The organism is Treponema sp. HNW (assembly GCF_050320395.1).
In the GTDB taxonomy this organism is placed as follows: domain Bacteria; phylum Spirochaetota; class Spirochaetia; order Treponematales; family Treponemataceae; genus Treponema_C.
This window is the reverse complement of the sequence record NZ_CP144459.1, coordinates 2456444-2481132: the sequence shown is the minus strand read 5'-3', so window position 1 is coordinate 2481132 and position 24689 is coordinate 2456444. Positions and strand designations below refer to the sequence as shown.

General features: G+C 45.0%; 34 protein-coding genes. 9 read left to right on the top strand and 25 right to left on the bottom strand.

Features of this window, described 5'->3' with window-relative positions:
• Window positions 1-62 precede the first annotated feature (62 nt).
• The 18 genes from V1L52_RS11745 to V1L52_RS11660 all read right to left on the bottom strand — a co-directional run bounded on the left by V1L52_RS11745 (window position 63) and on the right by V1L52_RS11660 (window position 14112).
• Window positions 63-1541: a DegQ family serine endoprotease gene (locus V1L52_RS11745; RefSeq protein WP_428769896.1), complete on the bottom strand. Its 1479-nt coding sequence runs from the start codon at window positions 1539-1541 to the stop codon at window positions 63-65.
• A 137-nt stretch (window positions 1542-1678) separates the two neighbouring features.
• A complete protein-coding gene (gene map / locus V1L52_RS11740; protein WP_428769894.1) occupies window positions 1679-2428 on the bottom strand; it encodes a type I methionyl aminopeptidase in 750 nt (249 codons plus the stop codon).
• A 14-nt stretch (window positions 2429-2442) separates the two neighbouring features.
• Entirely contained in the window at window positions 2443-3249 is an 807-nt protein-coding gene (locus V1L52_RS11735; RefSeq protein ID WP_428769892.1) for a J domain-containing protein, read from the bottom strand.
• Window positions 3246-3653, bottom strand: coding sequence for a hypothetical protein (locus V1L52_RS11730; protein WP_428769890.1), 408 nt, complete (start codon window positions 3651-3653; stop codon window positions 3246-3248). The genes V1L52_RS11735 and V1L52_RS11730 overlap by 4 nt, the downstream gene beginning before the upstream one ends.
• 14 nt (window positions 3654-3667) lie before the next feature.
• Window positions 3668-4153 carry a universal stress protein gene (locus V1L52_RS11725; RefSeq protein WP_428769888.1) on the bottom strand — a complete coding sequence of 162 codons (486 nt, stop codon included), beginning with the start codon at window positions 4151-4153 and terminating at the stop codon, window positions 3668-3670.
• The gene (locus tag V1L52_RS11720; RefSeq protein WP_428769886.1) at window positions 4150-4779 is read right to left on the bottom strand and encodes a V-type ATP synthase subunit D; all 630 of its coding nucleotides are present in this window, start codon (window positions 4777-4779) and stop codon (window positions 4150-4152) included. The genes V1L52_RS11725 and V1L52_RS11720 overlap by 4 nt, the downstream gene beginning before the upstream one ends.
• Window positions 4776-6152 carry a V-type ATP synthase subunit B gene (locus V1L52_RS11715; RefSeq protein ID WP_428769884.1) on the bottom strand — a complete coding sequence of 459 codons (1377 nt, stop codon included), beginning with the start codon at window positions 6150-6152 and terminating at the stop codon, window positions 4776-4778. The genes V1L52_RS11720 and V1L52_RS11715 overlap by 4 nt, the downstream gene beginning before the upstream one ends.
• Window positions 6149-7915: a V-type ATP synthase subunit A gene (locus V1L52_RS11710; protein WP_428769882.1), complete on the bottom strand. Its 1767-nt coding sequence runs from the start codon at window positions 7913-7915 to the stop codon at window positions 6149-6151. The genes V1L52_RS11715 and V1L52_RS11710 overlap by 4 nt, the downstream gene beginning before the upstream one ends.
• The gene (locus tag V1L52_RS11705; protein ID WP_428769880.1) at window positions 7912-8550 is read right to left on the bottom strand and encodes a hypothetical protein; all 639 of its coding nucleotides are present in this window, start codon (window positions 8548-8550) and stop codon (window positions 7912-7914) included. Before V1L52_RS11705 ends, V1L52_RS11710 begins: the two co-directional genes overlap by 4 nt.
• A 17-nt stretch (window positions 8551-8567) precedes the next feature.
• The gene (locus V1L52_RS11700; RefSeq protein WP_428769878.1) at window positions 8568-8906 is read right to left on the bottom strand and encodes a V-type ATP synthase subunit F; all 339 of its coding nucleotides are present in this window, start codon (window positions 8904-8906) and stop codon (window positions 8568-8570) included.
• Window positions 8907-8910: 4 nt separating this feature from the next.
• Window positions 8911-9213, bottom strand: coding sequence for an ATP synthase subunit C (locus V1L52_RS11695; protein ID WP_428769877.1), 303 nt, complete (start codon window positions 9211-9213; stop codon window positions 8911-8913).
• Between the two features lie 17 nt (window positions 9214-9230).
• A complete protein-coding gene (locus V1L52_RS11690; RefSeq protein ID WP_428769875.1) occupies window positions 9231-11198 on the bottom strand; it encodes a V-type ATP synthase subunit I in 1968 nt (655 codons plus the stop codon).
• Between the two features lie 36 nt (window positions 11199-11234).
• Window positions 11235-12227 (bottom strand): V0D/AC39 family V-type ATPase subunit, encoded by a 993-nt coding sequence (locus V1L52_RS11685; RefSeq protein WP_428769873.1) that lies wholly within the window; start codon window positions 12225-12227, stop codon window positions 11235-11237.
• A 1-nt stretch (window position 12228) separates the two neighbouring features.
• The gene (locus V1L52_RS11680; protein ID WP_428769871.1) at window positions 12229-12531 is read right to left on the bottom strand and encodes a hypothetical protein; all 303 of its coding nucleotides are present in this window, start codon (window positions 12529-12531) and stop codon (window positions 12229-12231) included.
• Window positions 12532-12538: 7 nt separating this feature from the next.
• The gene (locus V1L52_RS11675) at window positions 12539-13000 is read right to left on the bottom strand and encodes a PTS sugar transporter subunit IIA (protein WP_428769869.1); all 462 of its coding nucleotides are present in this window, start codon (window positions 12998-13000) and stop codon (window positions 12539-12541) included.
• The gene (secG, locus tag V1L52_RS11670) at window positions 13000-13380 is read right to left on the bottom strand and encodes a preprotein translocase subunit SecG (RefSeq protein ID WP_428769867.1); all 381 of its coding nucleotides are present in this window, start codon (window positions 13378-13380) and stop codon (window positions 13000-13002) included. Before secG ends, V1L52_RS11675 begins: the two co-directional genes overlap by 1 nt.
• A gap of 109 nt (window positions 13381-13489) precedes the next feature.
• Complete coding sequence (locus V1L52_RS11665) at window positions 13490-13900, bottom strand: type II toxin-antitoxin system HicB family antitoxin (RefSeq protein WP_428769865.1); 411 nt, start codon at window positions 13898-13900, stop codon at window positions 13490-13492.
• A gap of 41 nt (window positions 13901-13941) precedes the next feature.
• The gene (locus tag V1L52_RS11660; protein WP_428769863.1) at window positions 13942-14112 is read right to left on the bottom strand and encodes a type II toxin-antitoxin system HicA family toxin; all 171 of its coding nucleotides are present in this window, start codon (window positions 14110-14112) and stop codon (window positions 13942-13944) included.
• 130 nt (window positions 14113-14242) lie between these two features.
• On the opposite strand from V1L52_RS11660, the gene V1L52_RS11655 reads away from it, so the two are divergent.
• The 3 genes from V1L52_RS11655 to V1L52_RS11645 all read left to right on the top strand — a co-directional run bounded on the left by V1L52_RS11655 (window position 14243) and on the right by V1L52_RS11645 (window position 15867).
• On the top strand, window positions 14243-14659 hold the full coding sequence (locus tag V1L52_RS11655) for a DUF3795 domain-containing protein (RefSeq protein WP_428769861.1): 417 nt from the start codon (window positions 14243-14245) through the stop codon (window positions 14657-14659).
• 37 nt (window positions 14660-14696) lie between these two features.
• Window positions 14697-15296 carry a Type 1 glutamine amidotransferase-like domain-containing protein gene (locus tag V1L52_RS11650; protein WP_428769859.1) on the top strand — a complete coding sequence of 200 codons (600 nt, stop codon included), beginning with the start codon at window positions 14697-14699 and terminating at the stop codon, window positions 15294-15296.
• A gap of 112 nt (window positions 15297-15408) precedes the next feature.
• Window positions 15409-15867 carry a hypothetical protein gene (locus V1L52_RS11645; RefSeq protein WP_428769857.1) on the top strand — a complete coding sequence of 153 codons (459 nt, stop codon included), beginning with the start codon at window positions 15409-15411 and terminating at the stop codon, window positions 15865-15867.
• Between the two features lie 147 nt (window positions 15868-16014).
• Here V1L52_RS11645 and V1L52_RS11640 read toward each other — a convergent pair whose 3' ends face one another.
• From V1L52_RS11640 to V1L52_RS11620, 5 genes are all read right to left on the bottom strand, one after another.
• Window positions 16015-16227, bottom strand: coding sequence for a hypothetical protein (locus V1L52_RS11640; RefSeq protein WP_428769856.1), 213 nt, complete (start codon window positions 16225-16227; stop codon window positions 16015-16017).
• 130 nt (window positions 16228-16357) lie between these two features.
• A complete protein-coding gene (locus V1L52_RS11635; protein WP_428769854.1) occupies window positions 16358-17152 on the bottom strand; it encodes an alpha/beta fold hydrolase in 795 nt (264 codons plus the stop codon).
• A 144-nt stretch (window positions 17153-17296) separates the two neighbouring features.
• Complete coding sequence (gene vapB / locus V1L52_RS11630; RefSeq protein ID WP_428769852.1) at window positions 17297-17527, bottom strand: type II toxin-antitoxin system antitoxin VapB; 231 nt, start codon at window positions 17525-17527, stop codon at window positions 17297-17299.
• A 122-nt stretch (window positions 17528-17649) separates the two neighbouring features.
• Complete coding sequence (locus V1L52_RS11625) at window positions 17650-17913, bottom strand: Txe/YoeB family addiction module toxin (RefSeq protein WP_428769850.1); 264 nt, start codon at window positions 17911-17913, stop codon at window positions 17650-17652.
• A complete protein-coding gene (locus tag V1L52_RS11620; RefSeq protein ID WP_428769848.1) occupies window positions 17906-18175 on the bottom strand; it encodes a type II toxin-antitoxin system RelB/DinJ family antitoxin in 270 nt (89 codons plus the stop codon). The genes V1L52_RS11625 and V1L52_RS11620 overlap by 8 nt, the downstream gene beginning before the upstream one ends.
• A gap of 155 nt (window positions 18176-18330) precedes the next feature.
• On the opposite strand from V1L52_RS11620, the gene V1L52_RS11615 reads away from it, so the two are divergent.
• Both V1L52_RS11615 and V1L52_RS11610 read left to right on the top strand, forming a co-directional pair.
• Window positions 18331-18663 carry a PadR family transcriptional regulator gene (locus V1L52_RS11615; protein WP_428769846.1) on the top strand — a complete coding sequence of 111 codons (333 nt, stop codon included), beginning with the start codon at window positions 18331-18333 and terminating at the stop codon, window positions 18661-18663.
• Window positions 18660-18977: a permease prefix domain 1-containing protein gene (locus tag V1L52_RS11610; RefSeq protein WP_428769844.1), complete on the top strand. Its 318-nt coding sequence runs from the start codon at window positions 18660-18662 to the stop codon at window positions 18975-18977. The genes V1L52_RS11615 and V1L52_RS11610 overlap by 4 nt, the downstream gene beginning before the upstream one ends.
• Here the strand turns inward: V1L52_RS11610 and V1L52_RS11605 are convergent.
• The gene (locus V1L52_RS11605; RefSeq protein WP_428771794.1) at window positions 18974-20173 is read right to left on the bottom strand and encodes an IS256 family transposase; all 1200 of its coding nucleotides are present in this window, start codon (window positions 20171-20173) and stop codon (window positions 18974-18976) included. The genes V1L52_RS11610 and V1L52_RS11605 overlap by 4 nt on opposite strands.
• 118 nt (window positions 20174-20291) lie before the next feature.
• On the opposite strand from V1L52_RS11605, the gene V1L52_RS11600 reads away from it, so the two are divergent.
• The 4 genes from V1L52_RS11600 (at window position 20292) to V1L52_RS11585 (ending at window position 24042) form a co-directional block, all read left to right on the top strand.
• Window positions 20292-20672 carry a hypothetical protein gene (locus V1L52_RS11600; protein WP_428769842.1) on the top strand — a complete coding sequence of 127 codons (381 nt, stop codon included), beginning with the start codon at window positions 20292-20294 and terminating at the stop codon, window positions 20670-20672.
• 21 nt (window positions 20673-20693) lie between these two features.
• Window positions 20694-21557 (top strand): DUF4097 family beta strand repeat-containing protein, encoded by an 864-nt coding sequence (locus tag V1L52_RS11595; RefSeq protein WP_428769840.1) that lies wholly within the window; start codon window positions 20694-20696, stop codon window positions 21555-21557.
• A 210-nt stretch (window positions 21558-21767) separates the two neighbouring features.
• A complete protein-coding gene (locus V1L52_RS11590) occupies window positions 21768-23123 on the top strand; it encodes an ATP-binding protein (RefSeq protein WP_428769838.1) in 1356 nt (451 codons plus the stop codon).
• Between the two features lie 58 nt (window positions 23124-23181).
• A complete protein-coding gene (locus V1L52_RS11585; protein WP_428769836.1) occupies window positions 23182-24042 on the top strand; it encodes a DUF4300 family protein in 861 nt (286 codons plus the stop codon).
• Here V1L52_RS11585 and V1L52_RS11580 read toward each other — a convergent pair.
• A complete protein-coding gene (locus V1L52_RS11580; protein WP_428769834.1) occupies window positions 24013-24639 on the bottom strand; it encodes a MarC family protein in 627 nt (208 codons plus the stop codon). The genes V1L52_RS11585 and V1L52_RS11580 overlap by 30 nt on opposite strands.
• Between the last annotated feature and the right edge of the window lie 50 nt (window positions 24640-24689).

Sequence of the window (24689 nt, the reverse complement as noted above, 5' to 3'; positions counted from 1 at the left end):
GGGGCATGGGGAGAAGGGAACCCTTTTACTCTAAATAAAAGGTGTCTCTCTCCCCCTAATCTTTAGAACTTATACTTTCCCGTCGAGATAAAGTGTCCGTCGCTGTATACTTCAAACCAAATCGATTTATTGCTTTGGGTGTTCAGTGCACCGTAGAATTCGGCAAGGTTTGAAACCTTTTTATCGTTTACGGCGGTAATAATGTCGCCCGACTGTAGGCGCAGGGCGGCTGCGGGCGATTTGGGCTGAATGTTCGTTACAACGACACCCTGAACCTTTTTATCTTCTATTTTAAGTTCTTTACGTGTATCGTCGCTCAAGGGAACGGCGATAAAGCCGGGCCAGAGTTTAGCGTTGTCCGAAGAAACCTTTTCGTTGCGTGCTTCTATTTTAACCGTAACCTTAATCGGTTTTCCGCCGCGGATAAGTTCAAAGTCCGCGTTTTCGCCTGCACGCAAATCTCCCACTTCGCGCACAAGCTGGTCTACACTCGCGAGGGCCTTACCGTTTAAAGCGGTGATGTAGTCGCCTGCCTGTATACCCGATTTTGCGGCCGGGGAATCGAGAAAAATCTGCGAAACAAAGGCGCCTTTTTTTCCGCCGACCGACAGGGCTTTAAGGTATTCATCCCGTATTTCGACAAGGGATACACCCATCCAGCCGTAAGAAACCTTGCCCTTGGAAATAAAATCGTCTATAGCTTTTTTGACATTATTGACCGGAATGGCAAAGCCCAAGCCCTGAGAGCCGCCCGACTGCGAGGCAATCCATGTGTTGATTCCGATAACTTCGCCGTAAATATTTACGAGGGGGCCTCCGGAGTTTCCCTGATTGATGGCGGCGTCGGTTTGAATAAAGTCGCTTATATTGCGTATGCCGTTGCCCGAGCGTCCCGTTGCGCTTACAATACCCTGTGTAACCGATGCAAAATAGCCCAGCGGGGTTCCCATAGCGATTACAATGTCGCCGGTACGCACCTTGTCGGAATCCGCAGGTTTGGCAACCGTGATGTTTTCCTTCGATTCGAATGAAACAAGGGCTATGTCCTTACGCTCGTCGGTGCCGACAAGTTTACCCTTGAATTCGCGTCCGTCGTAGAGTTTTACCGATATTTCGGTTGCACTTCCGGCAACATGGTGGTTTGTCAATACGTAATAGGTACTGCCGGTACGGCGTACGATAACGCCCGAACCCAAGCCCTGCTGCGAAAATTCGCGCTTGCGTTCTTCCTGCCTCGGCGTTCCGAAAAAGAAAAAGGGCAGGGAGTCAAAGGGGCTTGATTCTATTGTTTTGGTTTCAACCACATCTATTTCAACTACGGCCGGAAGCACCGCATCGGATACCGAGCGGAAGGCGTCCTGTAAAGCTTCGGCAACCGCCAAAGCGCCTTCGGGAAGCCGGACGGCCGGACTGCTGTCCGCAAATACGGGCTTTACTCCCGGTTTTTCTCCGCGTGAAAAGGACATAAGACCTAAAAAAAGCAGGGTACCTGCCAGGGCGCCTACTCCGATAAACATAATTCGTTTTGTTTTCATATTCATAGTTTTACACCTTCCTTTAAAATTCATAGACGGAATTCATAATCCGAATAACGTATCAACTTAAATATAATACTTTTTGAGGCACAGCGTTACAGTTTTTTGTAATTTTTTTTTCGATTGCTGCCGTCCGGCAGTTATCAGGGTAAAATCGTCAGAATTTCGGTGTGGTCCGAGAAGACAGCAAGAGTATTTTCATAGTGCGATGAAAGTTTCCCGTCCGCCGTGAGCACCGTCCAGCCGTCTTCGGCAACTTCGGTGTCGGCGGTGCCGAGGTTAATCATCGGTTCTACTGCGAGTACCATACCCGCCTGAATACGCGGATTGGGGCCGCACTTGGGGATATTCGGTATGGACGGGTCTTCGTGTACGTCCAAGCCCACGCCGTGGCCGCAGTATTCGTACACAACGCCGTAACCGGCTTTGTCGGCTATACCGAATACGGCTTTACCGATATCGTGTATGCGGTTGCCCGCTATGCAGGCGGCGGCTCCGGCGTTAAAACACTGCTCGGTTATATCCATCAGACGCTGAGCTTCTTTACTTACCTTTCCGATACCGACGGTACGGCATGCATCGCTTATATAACCCTTGTAGTCGATACCGATATCTATGGAAACGATATCCCCTTCCTCTAAAATCCGCTTTTTGGACGGAATACCGTGAATAACCTCATCGTTTACGGAAATACAGGCGGCTCCGGGGAAATCTTCGCGGTACCATGCGGGAGTTCCCCCGTGCTTTTTTATAAAATCGACGCAAATATCGTCTATAGCCTTGGTACTCATACCTTCTTTGATTTTAGGCAGGAGTTCTTCAAAAAGCCGCGCAAGGAGTTTGCACGATTCCCGAATCCCGTTTATTTGCGTTTCGTTTTTTAAGCGTATCATTATTCTTCCTTTATCTACACAAGATGTTTCAGTTTTGCCGGAATTTTTAATGAAGCATGTATGCGCCTCGCTTCATTAAGGCAGGCCGAAGCTGCCGGTCTGTCTTTTAATTTTTCATATGCAGCCGCCATTTTCATTAAAAATGCGGCTTCATCTTTTTTCGGAAAACCCCATTCAAGGGCCCGTTCCCACAAATCCAATGCCAGTTCGGCATGAATAACTCCGTCGGTATGAAAAAGCAGGATTTTACGCGCCAAAGCGGTTACTTCCGGAAAAAAGTGTTTAAAATAGGGGCGCCTTTGTTCCATAAGGATGATTTGCTCCAATAAAAGCGCCGCATCGTAAAAATCGGCACGGAACACCAGTTCTTCGGCTAAAATAAAGCCGTAATCCATAAAGTCTTCGCGCGTAAACCACGCGGACATTTTGAAATCGGGTGTTTCCCGATTAACTGTTTTAAATAAATTAACCGCATCGTCTTCTCTTCCGTGCAGTAAATCCCAAAATATAAGTTTAGCGCGGCTTTCTTCATCATGCCGCTGTGAAAGCCATATGCGATAGTCGAAGGACGGTTCGGGCTTTGTGTAACCGAAACCGGCATACCGGACATCAAAGCTTGCATCAAAAAAAGATTTACGCCGTATGTCGGAAACGGCCTTATACGCTTTGTTTAAAAGGCGGAACTGCTCGGCATCTTTCCCGGAAAGGTCCGGATGCAGCTTTTTTGCCTTGGTACGGTATGCGTGTTTGATTTCCGCCGTACCCGCATCGGGAGTGATGCCCAAAACCGCATAATAATCGGTAAATGCTTGAGGGGTCAACCTATTTTTTTACCCGTATAAGCGGCATGGTCGGCGCTTTCGATAATGTCGAAATAATCCACCACCATCCCCTCTTTTTCCAAGGCGTGCATGGTAATACGGCACATTTTGCCTGAAGAAAGGCCCGATTTTACAACCAACACGCAGCCTTTTTTGCCGCTCACCGAACCGTGTGTCGAAAGTATTTCCGGCAGCTTTTCGGGCAGTTTTGCACCGAACAAAGGAGAAGCCGGCACTATAACCGCAATATATTCAAACATACCCATGTGCAGATTTACGGAATCTTTTTCTCCGCACAGGGTTACCCGGTGCCCGTCTGCGCTTACGGTTTGTTCAAGCTTTTTTAAAACAGCCGCGTGTTTTTGATTTTGCACGGATAAAAAATGCAATAACAGTATATTCATGGTTTCCGTCCGTCTTATACCAGCTTATACAGCTGCTCTATCTGCGGTTCGTTTACACTTAAAACCGAACACACCGCGTTTTCCAAAATCAGTTTATGCGATTCACGCAGCGTATCGTCGTCGGAAGAGTTTTTTTCAACGCCTCCGAGTAAAATAAGATTGGCTTCGAATTCGTCGGCTGCGCGTATCGTTTCGGACCAAATACCGCCGTGCAGCAATTCGGTTTCCATTTTAATACCCTTCGCGGTTGCCAAATCGCTTACATAGGTTAAATAGCGGTTTCCGTCGGCCGTTAGGCTTGCTTCGTATTCGGAACTTTCTTCGGCTACAAAGAATTTACTCAATGTAAGCTGCTTTAAGGTTGCGGTGTCTACTACATATACGGCTTTTAGAGTACAGTGATACAGTTTTGCCATAAGTATGCCGTATTGGGCGGCATGGATTGATGATTCGGATCCGTTTATCAAAATTAAAACCTTCTGAAAAATGGGCTTTATCATGTTCCGGCACCTCCTTTTTTACCTTTTAAGGATTTAAGTACAAATACGTTTTCGCGTTCCCTCTCTTCAAGGACGCTTTCTATGTATTTTTTTGTGTTTTTAGCCTGCGGGATAATCATTTTATCCAAGGCGTTTACCCTTCGCTGCGTTTTTTTTACTTCCATGGCAAGACGCCATACGATGGTTCTGATTGACGCCATTTGCGTAAGCAATTTCAAAAAATCGAAAAAGTCGGCCATAACCTTGTCGGTGTCGGCAAAGGAGTCCATAAACGAATAAAACAACTGCCGTTTGGGCAATTCCATATCGATGGTTGAAAAGGTCATTCCGGCCTTTACAACGGATTTTTCGGTGATATTAAAATCGTAACTTACCGCGTGTGCTATGCGCTCCACCCGGTCGCCGCCTACGGTCATAAGCATACTTTTTAAAGCAGGGTAGGCGGAGGCTATCAGTTTGTCGATTTCCCGTTCCAGCAGTTTGATTTGTTCAACCATATGCATAAGTTCCATAACCAGAATTTCACGCTTTTGTTCAAGCAATTCATAACCGTCCATGGATATGCTTAACTGCTCTTTTACTTTGAGAAGATTCGACTTTGTGGGCGCCATATTGAGTTTTGTCATTGCTCTTCCATGTACTTTTTAATAAAGTCGGGATTGATGCGGTACAAGTCCTCTTTCGGCAGTTCGCGCAAAATATTCCAGCCTATGGTTAAGGTTTCCTCTATCGTGCGGTTTTCGTATTCGCCCTGGGTTAAAAACTCTTTTTCCAAACGCTCGCCGAAGCGCAAATACTGCTTGTCCGCAGGCGAAAGTTCTTCTTCACCGATAATGGCGGCAAGGTTTCGGATGCTTTTTACCTTTGAATAGGCCGCAAACAGCTGGCTTGAAACGTCCTTGTGGTCTTCGCGCGTCATGCCTTTTCCGATACCGTCTTTCATAAGGCGCGAAAGGCTCGGTAAGCCCGCCACCGGCGGATACATACCCTTTTGCGATAATTCGCGGTCCAATACGATTTGTCCTTCGGTAATGTAACCGGTAAGGTCGGGTATGGGGTGGGAAATATCGTCGTTGGGCATGGTTAAAATCGGGATTTGGGTGATTGAACCCTTCGAGCCCTTGATTTTTCCCGCGCGCTCGTACAATTCGGCCAAGTCCGAATACAGGTAGCCCGGATATCCTTTACGGCCGGGAACTTCGCCGCGTGTAGTCGATATTTCACGCAGGGCTTCGCAGTAGTTGGTCATATCGGTCAACACAACCAATACGTGCATTCCCTTTTCGTATGCAAGGTATTCGGCGGCGGTTAAAGCGCAGCGCGGCGTAATAATGCGCTCAATCGACGGGGAGTCGGCAAGCGATTGGAACATAACAACCTTCGATAAAACGCCGGACTCTTCAAATGTGTTAATGAAAAAGCGCGCTATGTCGTATTTAATACCCATACCGCCGAAAACCATAACAAAGTCTTCGTCCGCGCTCAATATCTTTGCCTGGCGTACGATTTGCGCCGCCAAACGGTTGTGCGGCAAACCGTCGCCCGAAAAAATCGGCAGTTTTTGGCCGCGGATAAGGGTGTTCATGCCGTCTATGGACGAAATACCGGTTTGGATAAAGTCTTTCGGATAGACGCGCGCGTAGGGGTTTATAGGATAGCCGTTTACGTTTACCTTTTTCGACGATACGATTTCGGGGTAGCCGTCCGCGGGTTCTCCCAAACCGTTAAATACGCGGCCGAGTAAGCCCTCGCCGACGCGCAATTCCATCGGCGTATCCAAAAACTCGGTTGTCGATTCGTTCAAATCGATGCCCGATGTGGAACCGAAAATCTGTACAACCGCGTATTCTTCGGATAAGTCTATAACCCGTCCGATTCTTTTTTCGGCAAAACGGTCGCGAACGGCAACTATTTCGCCGTAAAAACTGTTTTCGCTGCGCTTTACGATAATAACGGGGCCGTCTACGGATACGATACCCCTGTGCTCCATTCCTCTCATACCGTTTCAACCTTCCTGTATAAGCGCTCAACCGAAGCAAACTCGTCGTCCATGCGTTTTGCAATCGCGGCGATTTCTCCGATCTTATCGTTTGCAATCGATGTTTTTATACGAACCAATTCTTCTCGTACTGCAAGCCCTGTCAGCTTCATCAGCGGGGCTCCCTGCCGTATAACCGCCAAGGATTTTTTATAAAAACTCATCATAAGCTGTAAAATTAAAATCTGTTTTTCCGGTACCGAGTATACATCGATTTCATCGAAGGCGTTTTGCTGTAAAAAGCCGTTTTTAATCATTTCGGCAACAACCAAAACCAAGCGGTCGGTATCGGGCAGGGCGTCCGGCCCGATAAGGCGGACTATCTGCTCAAGGCGCTGCTCGCGCTTTAACAAGTCCAAGGCTTCGAGGCGGATTGACGCCCAGCGCGGGTCGAGTTTATCCCACCATTCTTTTACTTCTTCGGCGTATTCGGAATAGGAATCTATCCAGCCGATAGCCGGGTAGTGGCGGGCGTTTGCCAATTCGCGGTCGAGTGCCCAAAAGCAGCGTATAAAGCGCTTTGTGTGCTGGGTAACCGGCTCGGAAAAGTCTCCTCCGGGAGGAGATACCGCTCCGATAATCGAAACCGAGCCTTCTTTTCCGCACAAAGAAGAAACGCGGCCGGCCCTCTCGTAAAATTCGGCAAGGCGGGTGGGAAGATAGGCGGGAAAGCCTTCTTCGGCCGGCATTTCTTCCATACGGCCGGACAATTCGCGCAAGGCTTCCGCCCAGCGGCTGGTGGAGTCGGCCATAATGGCGACCGCCATACCCATGTCGCGGTAATATTCGGCTAAGGTTATGCCCGAATAGAGCGATACTTCGCGGGCGGCAACGGGCATATTCGATGTGTTTGCAATTAAAATCGTGCGTTCCATAAGGGAACGTCCGGTACGCGGGTCTATAAGCGAGGGAAACTCGGTTAAAACGTCGGTCATTTCGTTTCCGCGCTCGCCGCAGCCGATGTATACGATTAAGTCCGCATCGCACCATTTTGCAACGGCGTGCTGGGTCATCGTTTTACCGGTTCCGAACCCGCCGGGAATAGCCGCCGTTCCGCCTTTGGAAAGGGGGAAAAACACGTCTATAACGCGCTGCCCGGTAACGAGGGGCTGGCTGACGGTCATTTTTTGCGCATAGGGGCGGGGCTTTCGCACGGGCCAATACTGTGCCAAAGTTATCTTTTCGCCCAAATCGGTTTCGGCGATTACTTCTTCTATCGTATAGGAGCCGGCTTCGGCGATTTTTACCAAAGAACGCCCGCGTACATAAGGCGGCACCATGATTTTATGTTTTATCGAAGATGTTTCGGGAACTTCTCCCAGTACGATGCCGGGTGCGATGGGATCATCCGCTTTTAAAATCGGGGTAAACTTCCACTTTTTTTCACAGTCAAGCGGTTCGGTACGCAAACCGGGAAGCAAAAAAGCTCCCGCATCGTCATACATACTCTTTAAGGGGCGCTGTATTCCGTCGTAAATAGTGCCGACCAATCCCGGCCCCAAACGTACCGACAGAGGGCGTTGATTCGATACCACTTTTTCGCCTACGTGCATACCGGTATCGTCTTCATATACTTGAATCGTGGCTTTCCCCTGCTCCAAGCGGATAATTTCGCCTATAAGTTTGGCTTCTCCGACATCTACAACGTCGTACAAACCGCAGCCGTCCAAGCCTTCGGCATATACTATCGGTCCCGAAATACGGGTTATCTTTCCTTCTATCATTCAGGCAATCTCCCGCCGAACAGGGCATGTGCAAGCTCTTCGCTGTGCATATCGCGTATTTCGGCTGTCAGTTCGCCGATTATAATACGGCATTTTTTTGTTTTATCTTCCGTTTCTATAAGCATTCCGTCGGCACAGCCGTATTCGGCTCTTAAAAAACTTGCCGTTTCAGGATTCATTTCCGTACATTCAAGGATTTTAACACCGCTTAAAGTTTTTTCAGCCGTTTTTTTCATATCGGCAAGTGAAAAACCGCATACCTGTATGCGAACACTGTGCCCTTGTAATGCCGGAGCATAGCGCTCCGAAAGTGCACGGATTAAATCGAGCTTTTCACTTTCCGGTATTTTTTCCAAAAAAGTGTTTATGGCGGTGTTTACGGCTCCCTGCTCAAAAGAAACGCGGTATCTTTGTTTTTCCAGCGGTAATGCGGCTTCCATATCCTTTGCAAAGGCGGCAATTTTTTCCTCGTAAAACGCTTTTTTTTCTCTGCGTATGCTTTCAACGCGGTTTTGAACGTCCGCCAGTATTTTTTTGCATTCGGATTCCGAATTGACTAAAATGCGTTCCGCTTTTTTTCGGGTATCCTCGAGTATTTCTTTATCAAGAATTTCGGTTGAACGAAGTTCTTCCATAGCATGTCCTACCTGTTTTATACATGAATACCGATTGCTTCGCGGATGGCATCGGTCATGGTTTTTCGTCCCGCAAGATGCCCCTGAATGCCCGGTATTTCCACAATAAGAGGATAATCTCCCCGCATCTGCCAGTTAATCACTTCATCGGCAAGCATATCCGCGACCTGCTCGGTGATAATCAAGACCTTGGGACGCTCTTCCGCCGCAGGGGCTCCGGTAATGGCCGTCCCCCTTCCCGTAACGCGGAAAAAAGAGTCCAAAGCTTCACTTCGGTTGGCAACGGCGCTGCCCTGTACCCCGACAAGGGCGAAGGCAAGCACCAATTCCCGTTCACCGATTACAAAGTATTTCACAATCTTATAAAATGATAATAAGCAGTGCTACAAGGAAGCCCCACAAACAAATACCTTCGGCCAAACCGACGAAAGGAAGGGCTTTACCGGAAAGTTCGGCGTTTTCGCTCATAGCTCCCATAGCGGCTGCTCCGATTTTGCCTACAGCCATACCGCCGGCTATACAGGCAAAACCTACGGCCAAGGCGGCGGCGATATATTTCGCCGTTCCGACTACCGCACTTGCATCGGCGGCACCCTGTGCAAACACCGAGACCGTTACGGTTAAAAGCATCAATGCCGCAATTGCAATTGATTTTCGATTCATACGATACTCCTCTATGTTTATTTATATTTAAATCGGAACGGCGTAAATTCCCGTCCGGTTTCCGTAAAAAATTTGGAAAAGAACTCATAGTACTGCAATCGGATAACCTGAATGGCGACAATCATGCCTTCAAGGACAATGACTACCGCATTTCCCAATATTTGCACTAAAAGGCCTCCGGCTCCTCCTATAAGTTCGGTCATTGTAAAAATGATAAAGCCCAAAACCGCGTGTGCAAGGGCAAAGGCTCCGACACGCAAAAAGCTGACCGAATTGGATAAATAACTCGATACAATTTCAAGAATCTCAACGATACCTTCGATAAAGGCGCTTCCGATACCGTTCGGGAAAATCGGACGGTGTCCTTCAACCATGGCGCCTAAGGGATGGGCGAAAAAGACGCCGAAAAGCGTAATGCCGATAACAATCCAATCGTAAATCTTCGGAGAGCTTCCGAAAGCTCCGATGCGTACGGCCATGGATACGACATACCAAAAAAAGAGGGCTCCCGACAAGCCGGTTTTTCCGAATAAGGCATGAGCGCGTTTCCCAAGCATAAAATTATTTGCGATATTGATAATCAAGCCGATTGAGTTGATAATAAAACCAACTCCGATGGTAAACAGAAAAAACATAAAGAGTTTGTCTATTGCGCTTGCCGAGGGCATAAGGTGCAGGATATGGTCGTGCGGTTCGCCGAACAAGCCCGTTATAAAGCGGCTGACGGGAATTAAAAGCTCACCGTTGGCAAAAAATTCGCCCGTTAAAATACCCATTACCGTACTGCTGCAGCCTATTGCTATAAAGATGGGTGCAAACTGCGGCGAAACGGGAAACTTTTTTATAACTCCCTTTGCCATTAAAATACCGATGAGGATAAACACCAAGCCTTGACCCGCATCGCCGAACATAATGCCGAATAAAAGCGTAAAAAAGAAGGCGACAAAGGGGGTGGGGTCTATGGTGCCGTATAGGGGCGCACCGTAACTGAAAATAAGGCGTTCAAAGTTGCCGACCAGTTTACCGTGGGTTAATTTGACGGGTACCTTTTCGCGGCCCGATGTTACCGAAGGAACTTCGTTCGGATTGTACTGTCTGAGTGCGATGCGGCCCTCGGTCAAATTGTCCAAATCCTTCATAATGGAAGAACTCATCGGTGCGGGAACCCAGCCGGTAATCCGGTAGACAAGCTGGGTGGACTCCAGTTTTGACCGGACGGTTTGTATTTGGGAACCTATTGAAAAACAGCGCAAGAGGCGGATTATTTCGGCCTTGTGCGTTTGCGCATAATTTTTACGTTCCTGTTCCAAAAGGCTGAGCTTTGTCTTTTCTTCTTCCGCTTGCTCTTTCATGCCTGCAAGAACATCGTCGGGAATACCTTGAAAATCTTTGGGGATTTCGAGGGCGACAAATCCGTGGCGGCGCAGTTCCGAATCAAGGGCAAAGCGGCCTTTTTTTGAAGAAGCGGCAAGAATGCGGGTTTTATCTTCACCCAGGGGCATAATAACCGCGCGCTGACCGACATTGAATATAAGATCGTCCAAAACGGCAGGGTCTATTTTCCCTATGCGCAGCGATAAAAACGAAAGATGCTCCAGTTCTGCATAGGGTACTTTTAAATTTGAAAAGGCTAGGGCTTCTTTATATGCTTCATCAACCCGTTTTTTCGATTCGATGACGGCCATTTCGCGGCTGCGTAAATCTTCAACCGATTCGCTGATATGCAATGCCGAATTGATGTCTTCCTGTTCGGGAAGGCGCGAAGAAGCATCGTAGTCTTCGGGGTCTTCTATATTAAGATAGGCGCGGAACGATTGCAGCTTTTCAAAAAGCTCCTGAGCCGTGTTTTGTATAGTATTCGGAACATCGGAAGTTCCCGATTGAAATTCAAAGTTACCGTTTTTTCCCAAATATTCAATAACGCGGCTTATGTCCTCTTTAAGAACCATTAACTCAAGAAGCCGCATTGCCGTTGTCTTTGCCATACATCCTCCGGAGCGCCGAGCGCCCTTTTTTTATATTTACCGTATTGCCGTAACTTCGGTATTTAAACGCATACCCTCGGCAGCCGTGCGTATACAGTTCAGCTCATGTTCTTTTATTTTAAACCATGTTACCAGCACATTTGCCGTAAACGGATACCGGTGAAACGAACTAAGGGCTTTGCGGTTTAAATATACCCCTGCCGACTGCTGAATGCGGCGCGGATCCAAGGCCCATACGGTACCTTCTTCACCCGAATTGATAAGAGCTGCATACTTCCAATCGGCCCAATCCTGCCAAGTGTCGATTGCTTTGTCCAAAATGCGTACCGCTTCACCGGCAAGGCGGTCGTTTTTATCGGGAGTGTCGTTTTCTCCCGCTAAGCGGCTTATAATCTCGTCTTTTTCCATTCCGTAATACACGGCAAGACGTATCGCCCAAATACAATTTTCTAAAACAATATACTCGCCTATAATACGTTCAACCGGCGGCCGTTCTTTTTTAGGTACAAGATGCACCGCTTCCCACAGTTCGCGTATGTATTGCACGTCGAGCCGGCGGTCCATTTCATGCTGGGTTTCCCATGTGGGAACCGTGTTGTACCATGCCATAGGCGAATCTTTTGTAATTGCGGCAAGGTCGGGCCAAAGCTTACAATTTAATGCCGAATACTTTCCTATGTTTGAGAGAGCCGGCATTTCCGTTTTGCCTTCGCAGAGAGCCGCCGCAATGTCTTTTATATTGTTGTGATCGTAAAAGCGCAATAATTGAATTAAAACCGGGTCGGGTTTATCGTAGGCGTCCAAAAGGACAATAAAATCGTCGATAAATGTTTGTTCCGCTTTTTCTTCAATTTGCTTTGCAAGCAGAGCTTCCGGAACGAGGGGAACCTCGGTTTTAAACAAAAGAGTCCATAAATCGCTTAAACTGCGGGCTGCAAAAAGTTTATTCGTCCGTTCTCCGATAAAGGATTTGGAAAGCATTCCGCACGCTTTTGCATATACATAAGCCGCCGCACTCGTGCCGTCCATATCAATTCCCGCAGAGTAAATTTTTCAGTAAACCGTTAAAAGCGGATGCATCCTGAGCGCATGCGGCCAATTCCGCCTTATATGCATCAAAGGCCGTATCGTATTGTTGTTTGAGAGTACGGATATGCCGTTCCGTTTCAGATTCCAATTCGTTTACGAGCTTTTCGTATTGAACCTTGTAGTCGGCATCGGCTTGACTGCGCACTTCGGCAGTCCGTCGGTCGGCTTCGGTTTGGGCATCCATGAGCATAGCTGCCGCTTTTGATTCTATTTCTATTAAATGACCGAGTGTATCCGTTTTCATAAGGCTGTTATAAATCCGTTTCGTATTTGCAGATTAAATCATACACCGCTTCGGGATTTGTCTGTTCCATAAGAGCGTTGTAGAATTTGGGGTTTTGAAGAATTCTTGCAAGGCGTTTTAAGACGCGCAAGTGGAGTTCCGAACTTTCCGGCGAAGATAAAAGCATAAATACCAAATGAACGGGTTTTCCGTCCAAGGCATCGTAATCGATTCCGGTACGTGAAATGCCGACGGCACCGCGTACATCTTTTACGGCACTTGTTTTTCCGTGGGGAACCGCAATGCCGCTCATAATACCGGTACTCATCTTCGATTCGCGCTCCCGTACGGCATCCAAGGCGGCCGCACGGTCAAGGGACGGATTAACGTTTACCAGCTCTTCAATCAGTTCTTCAAAAACTTCGTCTTTATCTTCGCTTTGCAGGTCGATGTTTACGGCCTTCGGGTTAAACACCTTGCTTAAAAGCATTATTGACCGTCCTGTACCGGAGCTGCCTGTGCGGGTTCGGGTAAAGCGCCTGCCGAATCGTCTTTATCGAGCCAATATGCTCCGCCTTCGGCGGATTTTTCCGTGCTTTGGGTTTGACGGGCTGCATCCTCCAAGTCTCCTACGCTCGGAGTCTTGTTCAAAAAGGCCAAAACAAAGCTTGTAATAAAAAACATGGTTACAAGCACATAGGTGGTTTTGGTAATAACCGTTTGCGAACGCGAACCGAAGGCTGCGGAATTGGCATTGCCGAACAAGCCGCCCAGTCCGTCTCCCGCTTCACTTTGAATGAGGACGATTCCTACAAGCAAAATACATACGATAACAAATGCAATCAGTAAAATAATTCCGATGACAGTCATGAACTTCTCCAAAAAAGTTATTCCCGCTGAACAGGGAATAAAGGTGCTATAATAATATACTATATATAGGTTTTATGCAAGTGGTTATTTTAGGGCGGAATTCTTCAGTTTAGGACGATACGCCCAATCGCTCTTTAAGAGCGGATTGTGTAACTGCCGAAACGTTTATTTTTGCCGCCGTTGCCATATCATCAAGCCATTCGGGGAGGGTGATATTGCGTCGTACATTGCGGCTTTTTTCCATTCTCCTAAAAGCTTCCAAATCAACATCGATAAGAGACACAAAGGAAGGTCCGGCTTGTGCAAATTCACTGTTTTGCACATCGATATCTTTGAGTGCACGTGCGGCAGGCAGTACCGATTTGTCGTACAATGCGTTACCTACATAATCTTTAGCCATACCGATTGCATCGGCAAGTCCGTGTCCTTCCGTTGCTCCATCCAAGTCGGGGATACTTACCAGATATGTGTCTTTTTTATCACCGGTTTGCGTAAAAATTGCAGGATATACAACAGTCATAAAACCCTCTTTGAAAATGTCTTTTTTTGAAAAAAGCGGAATTAAAGTGTCCATTTCTTGATAATTTTTTTTGCCAAAAGTTCGTTTATTTCCGTATGCCGCGGTATCTGTTCTTCATCACAGCTGCGTTTGTATATGTCATGCTTACCGCCGTGTCGATAAAAAATGAATCCTTTTGCTTCAAGCTTCTTTATCAAGTCTTTCCGCTTCACAATAACAGTATACGCATTTTATGCGCATTCTGTCAAATCGTAGAAACGAATATACAATGTGATTAACTGATAAAATTCGGCAAATGTGATATGATAAAAATCAATAATTTGCCGAAAGGGGAGAATAACTATGAAAATGCCTGAAGAAAAAATTGGTATAAGTATGTTTGCTCCTTGCGGAATGAATTGTAAAGTTTGCTATAAACATTGTTATCATAAAAAAGCCTGTGCCGGTTGTTTGAATAACGATAAAGGAAAGCCGGAGCATTGTCGAAAATGTAAAATAAAAGATTGTATTAAAGGAAAAGCCCTTTTTTATTGTTTTGAATGTAATCAATATCCATGCAGATTGATCAAGAGTCTTGAAAAAAGCTATACCAAGCGGTATCACACAAGTCTTATAGAAAACAGCCGTTTTGTTGAAGTGTATGGTTTAGAAGTTTTTATGGACGAGCAAAAAGCTAAATACACCTGTCCTAAATGCGGGGGTATTATTTCCCTTCATGACAAAGAATGCAGCGAGTGTCAAGAAAAGATGAAATTGTAAAATTGAAAATCGACTTAGAGATTTAGGGAGAAATAGTATGAGATTATTTTTGTGTTCTCATTTTGCAAAAGTAGGAGCTGTATTAAAAGATGAAGCGGCGGGAAAAAATGTTGTTTTTATACCGACTGCATCTATACATGAAAGTTACAAAGGATATGTCGGTTCGGCGCGAAAATTGTGGAAGAAAATGAATGCAAAAATTGTAGAGGTTGAAATCTCATCAGCTCCTCCGGATGATATTCGAAAAGCCTTTGAAAACGCGGATATTATTTACTTTACCGGCGGAAATACGTTTTTTCTGATTGACCGGATTAGAAGGACGGGAGTAGATACACTGATTCAAAAGCATTTAGCGGCCGGCAAGCTCTATGTAGGAGAATCCGGCGGTGCTATTATTTGTGCGAAAGAACTTTCATATATTATGCCGATGGACAAAGTGCCTGAAGATTTTTCTCAAAAAGACTATTCGGGTTTGAATTTGATTGATTTTTATGTAGTTCCTCATTACCTGTGTCCGCCATTCACAAAATGTTCTCGGCAGATTCTTGAAGAGTATCCTGATCTAAATATCGATGCTATCAATAATTCCGAAGCAATTATTGTTGAAAACGGTAAAAAAAGAAGGGTGAGCGTGTAGTTTAGGGGATTATCGAAAAAAAGTAAAGAACGCGGAGTATCGGAAAGCCGTAAACAGTAAGAGGATACTTTAGGATTAAATACGGAGAAATACCGATAAGGCAGGGGAGAAAATGAAAGTTTATATTCAAAGCATATTTAATTGTTCCGCACGGAAGTTGTTTAAAGAAGTTCAAAAGACGGAAAACTTCTTTTATGTAGCAAAACCCTTGGTACGCTTTGTACCGCGCGATTGTACAGTCGGTGCTCTGTGGAAAGACGGGCAGTATTTAATGAACATGTATTTTTTAGGTTTTGTACCTTTAGGCTCTCAATATATAAACATTCAGCTTGATACAGCGAATATGACAGTGCATGACAGGGGACACAGCAAGCTGATTTCGAAATGGCATCATCTTATCCGGATTCAAGAGGCGGGAGAAGCACAGGCCCTGTATTCCGACTGCATTGATATAGATGCGGGACTGTTGACTCTTCCCGTTGTTTTATTTGCACGCTGCTTTTTTTATTATCGGCAGCGCCGATGGAAAAAACTCGTAAATCGGAGATTCGGAACGGGTGTTGTGCTTTGAAAGCTGAATCTCCTTGGTTATTCGACCCAATTTACAAGCCGGATATCTTTCAGACGGACTCGAAAGTATATGTGTTTTTAAATGTTGCAAGTACGCTTGAATGACCGTTCAATAAATCAATGATTACATTTGTATCAAGGAAGTAGGTCATGTGTGTTCCCTGAATTTGAGTCCGCAGCAGGAACGCAGTTCATCCGCTTCCGAATCCGACAGAGTACCGAATATGTTATCGACAAAGGCAAAATCAACGGATTTTTTAGACTGATAAATGCTCTCGATTTTATTCAGATATACGGAAACTTCTTCCAATGCCGCTTCCGGTAAAGCCCTGATTTGTTTTTCCAAAACTTCGTAAGACATTCATACCTCCGTCTCCCTATACTATAGCATATTTTCAGAAATTTAACATTAATTTTAAAATTTATTGAGAGAAAATTTATGATTTGCGCATTAAACTAAGCGGCGCTGTTTCGGACGTTTACTTACCCTCTTATTTTACACCCTTACTCTTTTTAATAAAGCCGCTTAAGTCTTTGCAAAATTGTTCGGGGTGGAGGGTAAAGGATTCTCCATGGCCTTGGCCGGGAACTTCGACGAATTCGGTTGTAGGGAAGGTCTTTTTAATATAGGCGATATCCCATGCACGTGCTTTTTTTTCCGCTTCGCCGTAGCGGTATTGTACGGGGCAGGGCGGCTGCGGTACGGGTTGCGGCATAGAGTAATTGTTGCACGAATAAAATGCGCGCCATATTGTTTTTGAACTCATCGAGGCAAACACTTTTCGAATATATGCGACATCATCGTCCGAGAATTTTTCGGGGTCAACCATCCTCCGCAGTGCTTTAAGGCTTGCATGTTTCCCTATCATAAGCATGCACCAGTCGCGAACGCCGATAAGATAGGTCAGCGGTTTGGGCAGCTGATAGGGTGTGATGCCGCCGTCAATAACCGCGCAGTCCGCTTCAATTTTTTGTTCCGCAAGCATCCGGGTGACAACGCCTCCGCCCATCGAACAGCCGAACAGGCAGGCAATGCGTTTTTGCCCGCGCTCTATAAGCAGCTTTGCGGCTTCGGAAGCAATATCTTCGACGCTTGTGTACGTGCTTTCCGGCCTGTCGGGGTCAAGACCGGGCATTGCGGGAATTACAAGATGATATTCTTTTTCAAGAGTCGGTATGACGTATTCAAAAATATCCCACCATACGCCCAGAGGGTGAAACATGAGTATGGTATCGTTATGCTCCGTTCCGAATTCATGGATTGTCATTTTTTTCGCGATATGCACTTTTTGCGGCTCCGTACTCCATTTCCGCAACACTGATCGATGATAAAAACACTTCATTGGGGTTGCACTGTATAATGCGCTTTCTAAGGGTGGGATATTTATTTTTGATAAGAAAAATACAAATATTGGTATCCAATAAATACATTAAAAATCTTCTCTTATCTGTATTCCGGGCTGGTTTCTTCCGTCCTGCATAAAATCATCGGAAAACTCGGTAAAACTCCGCTCCAGATTGGACCAGCGGTTTGTTTTCGGGTATAGAATAATAGTTGAGCCGATTTTTTTTATGTACAACTCGGTTTCATCCAGTTGATATTCTTTCGGAATTCTGACGGCTTGACTGTTGCCGCTTGTAAATACCTTTGTTGCAAGCATATCGGTTCCTCCGTGTAAAGTATATACAATTGTACTTATAATAATCAAGGTGCCGGTAGGGCTTTATTGTAAATATGTCTGTTGCACAAACATGAAATTTTATAAACAATATTAAGCAATATTTATTTTTCACCGTAGTGAGTTCTACACTGAATGATTTGGATTTCGTCTCCTGCTATCCTATAAACCAATCGATTTCGTTCATCGATTCTACGGCTCCAAAATCCCGATAAGTTTCCTTTTAACGGTTCCGGTTTTCCTAAACCGCTATGACCGTTTCTCTCAATATCTTTGATCAGTTGATTGATTCTTTTTAATGTTCTTTTATCTTCCGTTTGCCAATGAATATAATCTGCCCAAGCTTCTTCGTCCCAGGCTTTAATCATTTGCGTCTTCCTCTATTTCATGTATCACATATTTACCTTCATTCATTCGTTTGGCTGCGGCACTGAGTTTTCTTTGGTTGTATTTATTGTAAAAGCCTCTGTCATCACTCATAATTTTAAACGGTATACCGCCGATTCTTAATGATTGGCGGATAAAAATATTAAATGCCGTTGTCATATTCATTCCCAGACTGTCAAAAAGCTGTTCCGCTTCTTTTTTTACATCGGAATCCATACGAATATTAACATTTATTTGAGCCATGCCGAACCTCCATATCTATAATTATGCGTATTTTTATTTATAATGTCAATATAATTACGTTATTTTATGTAAAAATATTTTGAGATACATATTTTTGTGAATTACATTGACAGGCGAGGTACTTTGTGCTATGATACTGTCGAAGCGGAGGTGCCATGTCTATTGCATCGGATTTATTGCGCGGCAATACCGAAACCATCATTCTTTCCCTGCTTGCCGAAGGCGATAACTACGGCTACGAGTTAAACAATCAAATAGTTCTCAGAAGCGGCGGCTTGTTGGAATTAAAAGAAGCGACTCTCTATACCGCCTTTAAACGCTTGGAACAGCAGGGTTCGATTACCTCGTATTGGGGAGACGAAACCAGCGGAGCGCGCAGAAAGTATTATGCGATTACCCCTTTGGGAAAGGCGGCTTTGGGCTTTCTAAAAGAAGAATGGGAAAACGGAAAAAAAATAATCGATTCGATTATCGGAGGAATAAAATGAGCAAAAAAATAGCGGAATATGTAAACTTTATTTTCAGGAATGCGCCCAATACGCGCGAAGCGATGGAATTAAAAGAAGAAATCGAAAACAATGTGTCGGACAAATACGACAAGCTGGTTGCCGGCGGGCTGGACGAAGAACAGGCTTTTTCCAAGGCGATTGCGAGTATCGGAAATATCGATGAATTGCTTGATGAATTAAAACGCTCGGTAGCACAAGAATCCTCGGCCGTAAAAGAGTTTCCGGCAGCTGAAAGCGAAAATCGGCAAAAAAAAGGAGCCTGTCACAAAATCTGTGTAAATGGCATTTCCTAACAAAGTGGAAAGCGTCCCTCAAAAAGGATAGCGAACTGGTTGACCGCCGGTCCCCATTCCTTAATCGGCATAGTCCACTTTGCGCTCGCATTCTTAATCGCAAGGTACATCACCTTATATATCGAATCGTCATCGGGAAAACTTGATTTATTGCGCGTGACTTTGCGCAGGGAAAAGTTCAGGCTCTCAATTGCATTTGTCGTGTAGATGACACGGCGGATGCTGTCCGGGTACGAGAAGAACTCCGTCAGCTCGTTCCAGTTACGCTGCCATGAGGCCGAAATCATCGGGTACTTGCCGTCCCATTTTTTTCCAAAATCTTCAAGCGCTTCACGTCCGCTGTCTGCGTTCACTGCACAGTAGATTTCCTTCAAGTCGCGGCAGACTTGCTTCAAATCCTTGTAAGAAACAAACTTCGTCGAGCTTCGGATCATGTGCACTATGCAATGCTGGATGTGAGTGTCCGGAAAAATTGCTCTGAGCGCGTCGGGGAACCCGGTAAGCCCGTCCATGCAGGCTATGAGAATGTCATTTGTACCCCGGTTCTTTATGTCAGTCAGCACACTCATCCAGAACTTCGCTCCTTCCGTGTCAGCAAGCCACAGCCCCAAAACCTCTTTTTTGCCTTCCCAGTTTATTGCCAGAGCAACATACAGGGCTTTGTTGACGTTCTTGCCGTCCTGTCTTGAGTTTACTCGTAAGGCATCGAGGAAAAGTATCGGGTAAGACTTCTCAAGCGGGCGATTGCGCCACTGGCGAACATCCTCAATGACTGATTCGGTCACTCGAGAAATTAATTCCGGTGAAACTTCCACCCCATAGATATTCTGCAGGTGCCGTTGTATGTCGCGGCAGCTCATCCCGAATGAGTACATCGAGATAATCTGGTCGTTGAACAAGGGGGCACGTCTGTCGTGTTTAGGGATTATCAGCGGCTCGAATGTGCTATTACGGTCGCGCGGTACCTCGATTTCTACCGTGCTGTTGTCGTTCATGATTACGGACTTGTCCGTGTAGCCGTTTCTACTGTTGCCCGAGTTGTCCCCTGCATTGTCATGCTTTGCATAGCCGAGGTGCTCATCCAGCTCTGCCTGCAACGCCCGCTCATAAAAGCGCTTTGTAATTTGACGTAATAGTCCGTCCTGACCGGTAAGCTCATCCTTGGTCATTCCGTGGAAATCAATCCGATCGAGCATCTGATCGATTGCGTCCTTCTCTTTCTTGTTTTTTCTGGCTGTCATATACTCCTCCTAGAGTATCATATTTTCAGCCATTTACACAAATATTTTTACAGGGCCAAAAAAAGAAAAAAAGATGATCCGTGTACTGCTTGAAGCGGCGGCGATTATGTTGTTTGTCTTATGTCCCGTTCCGGTTATTATGCTTTCTGATGAAATCGGCATCATGTGGATGTTTGTGCTTATAGCCTGCGGTACGGGCATACTGATTTTTTCATCTTTGTTTAAAACTCGGCAGAGCCAAGACGATATAGGCCGCTCCTTTGCCGAATATAAAAATCACTATAAACCTAAACGCCGCGTGTTTCGAAAAACCAAATCGCTTATATGGTCGTGTACAATCCTCTTGTATCTTATAATCAGCTTTTTAACAGGGCGCTGGGATATTACCTGGATTATCTTTATTATCTCAGGTATCGGCGTTTCCATACTTGACATCGGAATGGATGAAGATTAATCGGGGTGCCGGGAGTATAGTATGAACACTAAAGAATACAAAGTCTTAAAAACCGTGTATACCCTTATTTTAAGCTGTGCTTTGATTTTATTAAGCCTGCTGTTTATTTTTTTATTGATAAGGGATATTCATATAGGGGACATTGTAAGCGGCCGAATTTTTCGCAGGACGCGCGGCTTTGCACACACTGTTGCGTATAAAAAAGGCGCGGGACAAACCTTTGTGAAAGACGATCTTTCCGATTTTCATATTCTTAACCGCCGCATCGAAATCGACGATTCTCTCGAATACATCAATATAGACTGGCAAAAGGGCGATGTACGTGTACGTTTTGCCGCCGATGTATCGGCACCGTATGCGGAGGTAAAAAACGGCGGTACGAATATCTTATACAAAAAGTCCGCCAAAGTACTGCGTGTCATTGACAAGCGCGGTAAGCGCCGTTCCCGATTTACCGATATTGGAGATAATTCCGGCTGCGATATTGAAGTTGTGCTGCCCTCCGATTATACATTACGGAGCATAAGCGTTTCTTCGGCAAGCGGCGATATACGGCTTTCGGAAATACGCTGCCGCTCCGTTCATCTGTCTTCAGTCAATGCCGATATGCACATACTCGGCTTTGCCGAAAACATAGATATCAATACCGTAAACGGCGATGCGGAAATAAAATCCCGGGGCGGTTTAAAACGTCTTGCGGTGCAAAGCGTCAATTCGGATATACGGCTCTTTGTTCCGGACGGGCAAAAAGTACGTGTGCATAATACAGCCGTTGCCGACAAACTTGAATTTTTGGACAAAAGCATTGAAGCCGTTTCCGGCGAAGAGGCCGCCGAAGTTTCAATCAATTCCGTAAAAGCGGATGTAGTTGTGGGAAGGTTGTAAAACTATACGGCGGATTATTATTTTTGTGTGAAAAAGTTGGAAAAGCGGACAAAAACAGTTTAAAAAAGGCTGGAAAAACGGACAAAAATCGTTTAAAACAGTTGGAAAAACGGACAAGATAGGGTATAATCACAGTGTCTTAAAAGGAAGCGGGGGTGTCTAACAAGACGGCCGGTTTTAAAGCTCTACTCTCGATGCTTTGGAGGAAGTATGCTTTATCGGAAAATTGAAACGTATATCCGGGATTTTTTTGTCCGCGAAAAGAAAAAAGCCCTGCTGATAACGGGTGCGCGTCAGGTCGGAAAAACCTACATCATTGAAAAATACGGGGCGGAAAACTATCAGTCCTTTGTAAAGATAAATTTCGTAGAAAACATCGCGGCACGGGATATTTTCATCGGGGCTTCGGACAGCAAGGAACTGCTCTTACGAATATCGGCCGTGGCGGATTCTCCTCTGATGCCCGGAAAAACTTTGATTTTTTTTGATGAAGTACAAGAATGCAAAGAAATAGTAACGGCAATTAAATTTTTAGTAGATGAAGGAAGTTACAGATATATTTTAAGCGGTTCTCTTTTAGGTGTTGATTTAAAAGATATCCGTTCAATTCCGGTCGGCTATATGGATGTTATGGAAATGTTTCCCTTGAGTCTTGAAGAATTTGCAATCGCCAATTCGGTTTCGCCTGCCGTTATCGATAGTTTGCGGACGGCATTTAAAACAAAGACCGAAGTTGATGAGATAGTACATGCCAAGATGATGGAACTTTTTCATCTATATTTAATAGTGGGCGGGATGCCGGAAGCGGTTAACAAATATCTGGAAACAAATAATTTGTTTGAAGTCCTTCAAATTCAAAGGTCGATAGTTTCTTTGTACAAAAAAGACATAGCAAAATATGACCCCGATAACAAACTGTATCTTGAGGATATTTTCGATTTGATTCCGAGCGAACTGAACGCGAAAAATAAGCGCTTTATCATGAAAAATCTGAATGAATATTTTAAATTCTCGCGGTACAAAAACAGTTTTATTTGGCTTAAGGATGCCGGGGTTGCTCTTCCGGTTTTTTGTGTTGCCGAACCGAAGAATCCCTTACTGCTTTCAAAATCGACAAACCTGTTTAAGCTTTTTTTATCGGATATCGGTCTTTTGGCCTCGATGTACGGTAACGGCATTCAGTTAAAAATATTAAAACGGGACAGCGATATTAATTTCGGTGCGATTTATGAAAATGCTGCGGCACAGGAGTTAAAAGCGCAGGGGTTTATGTTATACTATTTTAACGGTAAAAAAACGGGTGAACTTGATTTTGTCATTGAATCCGACGGGAAAGTTATTCCGATTGAAATAAAATCCGGCAAAAAATATAAAAGTCACTCTGCCCTGAACAATGTACTTGCGAACGAGAGCTTCGGTATTGAAAATGCCTACGTGTTTCACGGAAAGAATGTCGAATCTAAGGGAAAAATCACGTATTATCCGATATATATGCTTATGTTTGTACAAAAAAACGATTTACCTGCGGATACGGTGTATAAAATCGATTTGAAGTTATTGCAATAGGGACTCTCTAAAAACTCGGTTAGATTTTCAGAGGTTTCCAATAAAAAGAGAGGCGGTTATGAAAAGAGGAATAATATTTTTTTTAACGGTGCTTATTTTGTGTGTATCCTGCCAAAAAAACGGCCATACGGATAAAGATGCGGCAAGTACACATAAAAGTAAAATTACGGTTTCAAATATGAGCGATGAAGGCAGTATCGAAAAAGTGCGTGCCGTTTTGAAAAAATCGGTAGCCGGAAAAGATGCCGATGATTTTATAAAGGCTGTGAAGGATTATAACAACACTATAGAAAAGACCGGTTTAACCGGAGCCTTTGAAGAACGGGTGCCCGTTTACGATTCGGACAAAATACATGAACTGTGGTCGGCGAAAAAAGGAGACTTTCTCGGAACGAATTGCAGAATCACCGCATTTACGCTTTTAAAAGATACGCTTAAGATTAAACAAGGCCCCGTTGACGACGCCCTTTTATTTTTGGATAAGGATGCAATCGACACGGAACGTATTTTTAACGAGGGGGATAAGCGGCGGTTTATGCAGTTGTTTTCGCGGGTACAAACCGAAAACACAAAGGACATTCATATCCATGCCGAAAAAATGAAGGAGCATTTTTCGAATATCGGTTTTTCGCAAAAGGCAAAAATGCTTTCGGTGGTGCTGCATGACAATTTTGACGGCGATTATCTTTTTATAGGCCATACGGGCGTGCTTTTGGAAGACGCGGAAGGTTTTTTATTTTTGGAAAAACTTTCTTTTGCAGAGCCCTTTCAAGCGGTACGGTTTAGGACAAAGCAAGACTGCTATGAGTACTTATTTTTAACATATAAGCACTATCGGGACGAAACAACGGCCTATCCTTTTATTATGGAAAACGGCGAGCTTATAGAATTAGAGCTGTACAATGCCGAGCTTTATTAAGCCGTCGTAGATGAGCTGGACGGAAAGTCCCGCTAAAATAAGGCCCATGATTTTTTCCACGACATACATACCGGTGGTTCCGATGAGGCGCAAAAGCAGAGAGCCGCAGCGCAAAAAGATATAATCGATAATCAGGCCGGGAACAATGGCGGCGGTGAGCATGAGGGCGGGACGCAGCCAATTATCCGACGATGCCATATTCAATATAATCGTTGTAATTAGGCCCGGTCCTGCAATAAGAGGAATTGCAAGGGGAAAGACCGCAAGCATCTTTGCTTCCTGCGGGTCGACCGATGATTCGGGGGTACGTTTACTGCCGGGTTTATTCCATATCATTTCAAAGGCTATAAAGAAAAATAAAATACCGCCCGATACATAAAAAGCTCCCGGCGATATGCCGAAAAAGTTTAAAATCAATCTGCCGAAAGTAATAAAAAATACAAGAACGGCTGCGGCTACAAAGATGGAGCGGCGCATCATCATTTTGCGTATATTGTTCGGAAAGTGCCCGGACGATGCCAGATAGGGCGGAATAATGCCGATGGGGTCCAAAATAACCAAGACGGTAAGAAAAAGCTTTAGATATTCGTTGAACATACAATCAGTATACAAAATATAAGTGAAATTCGCAAGTTGGGCGTTTTTCA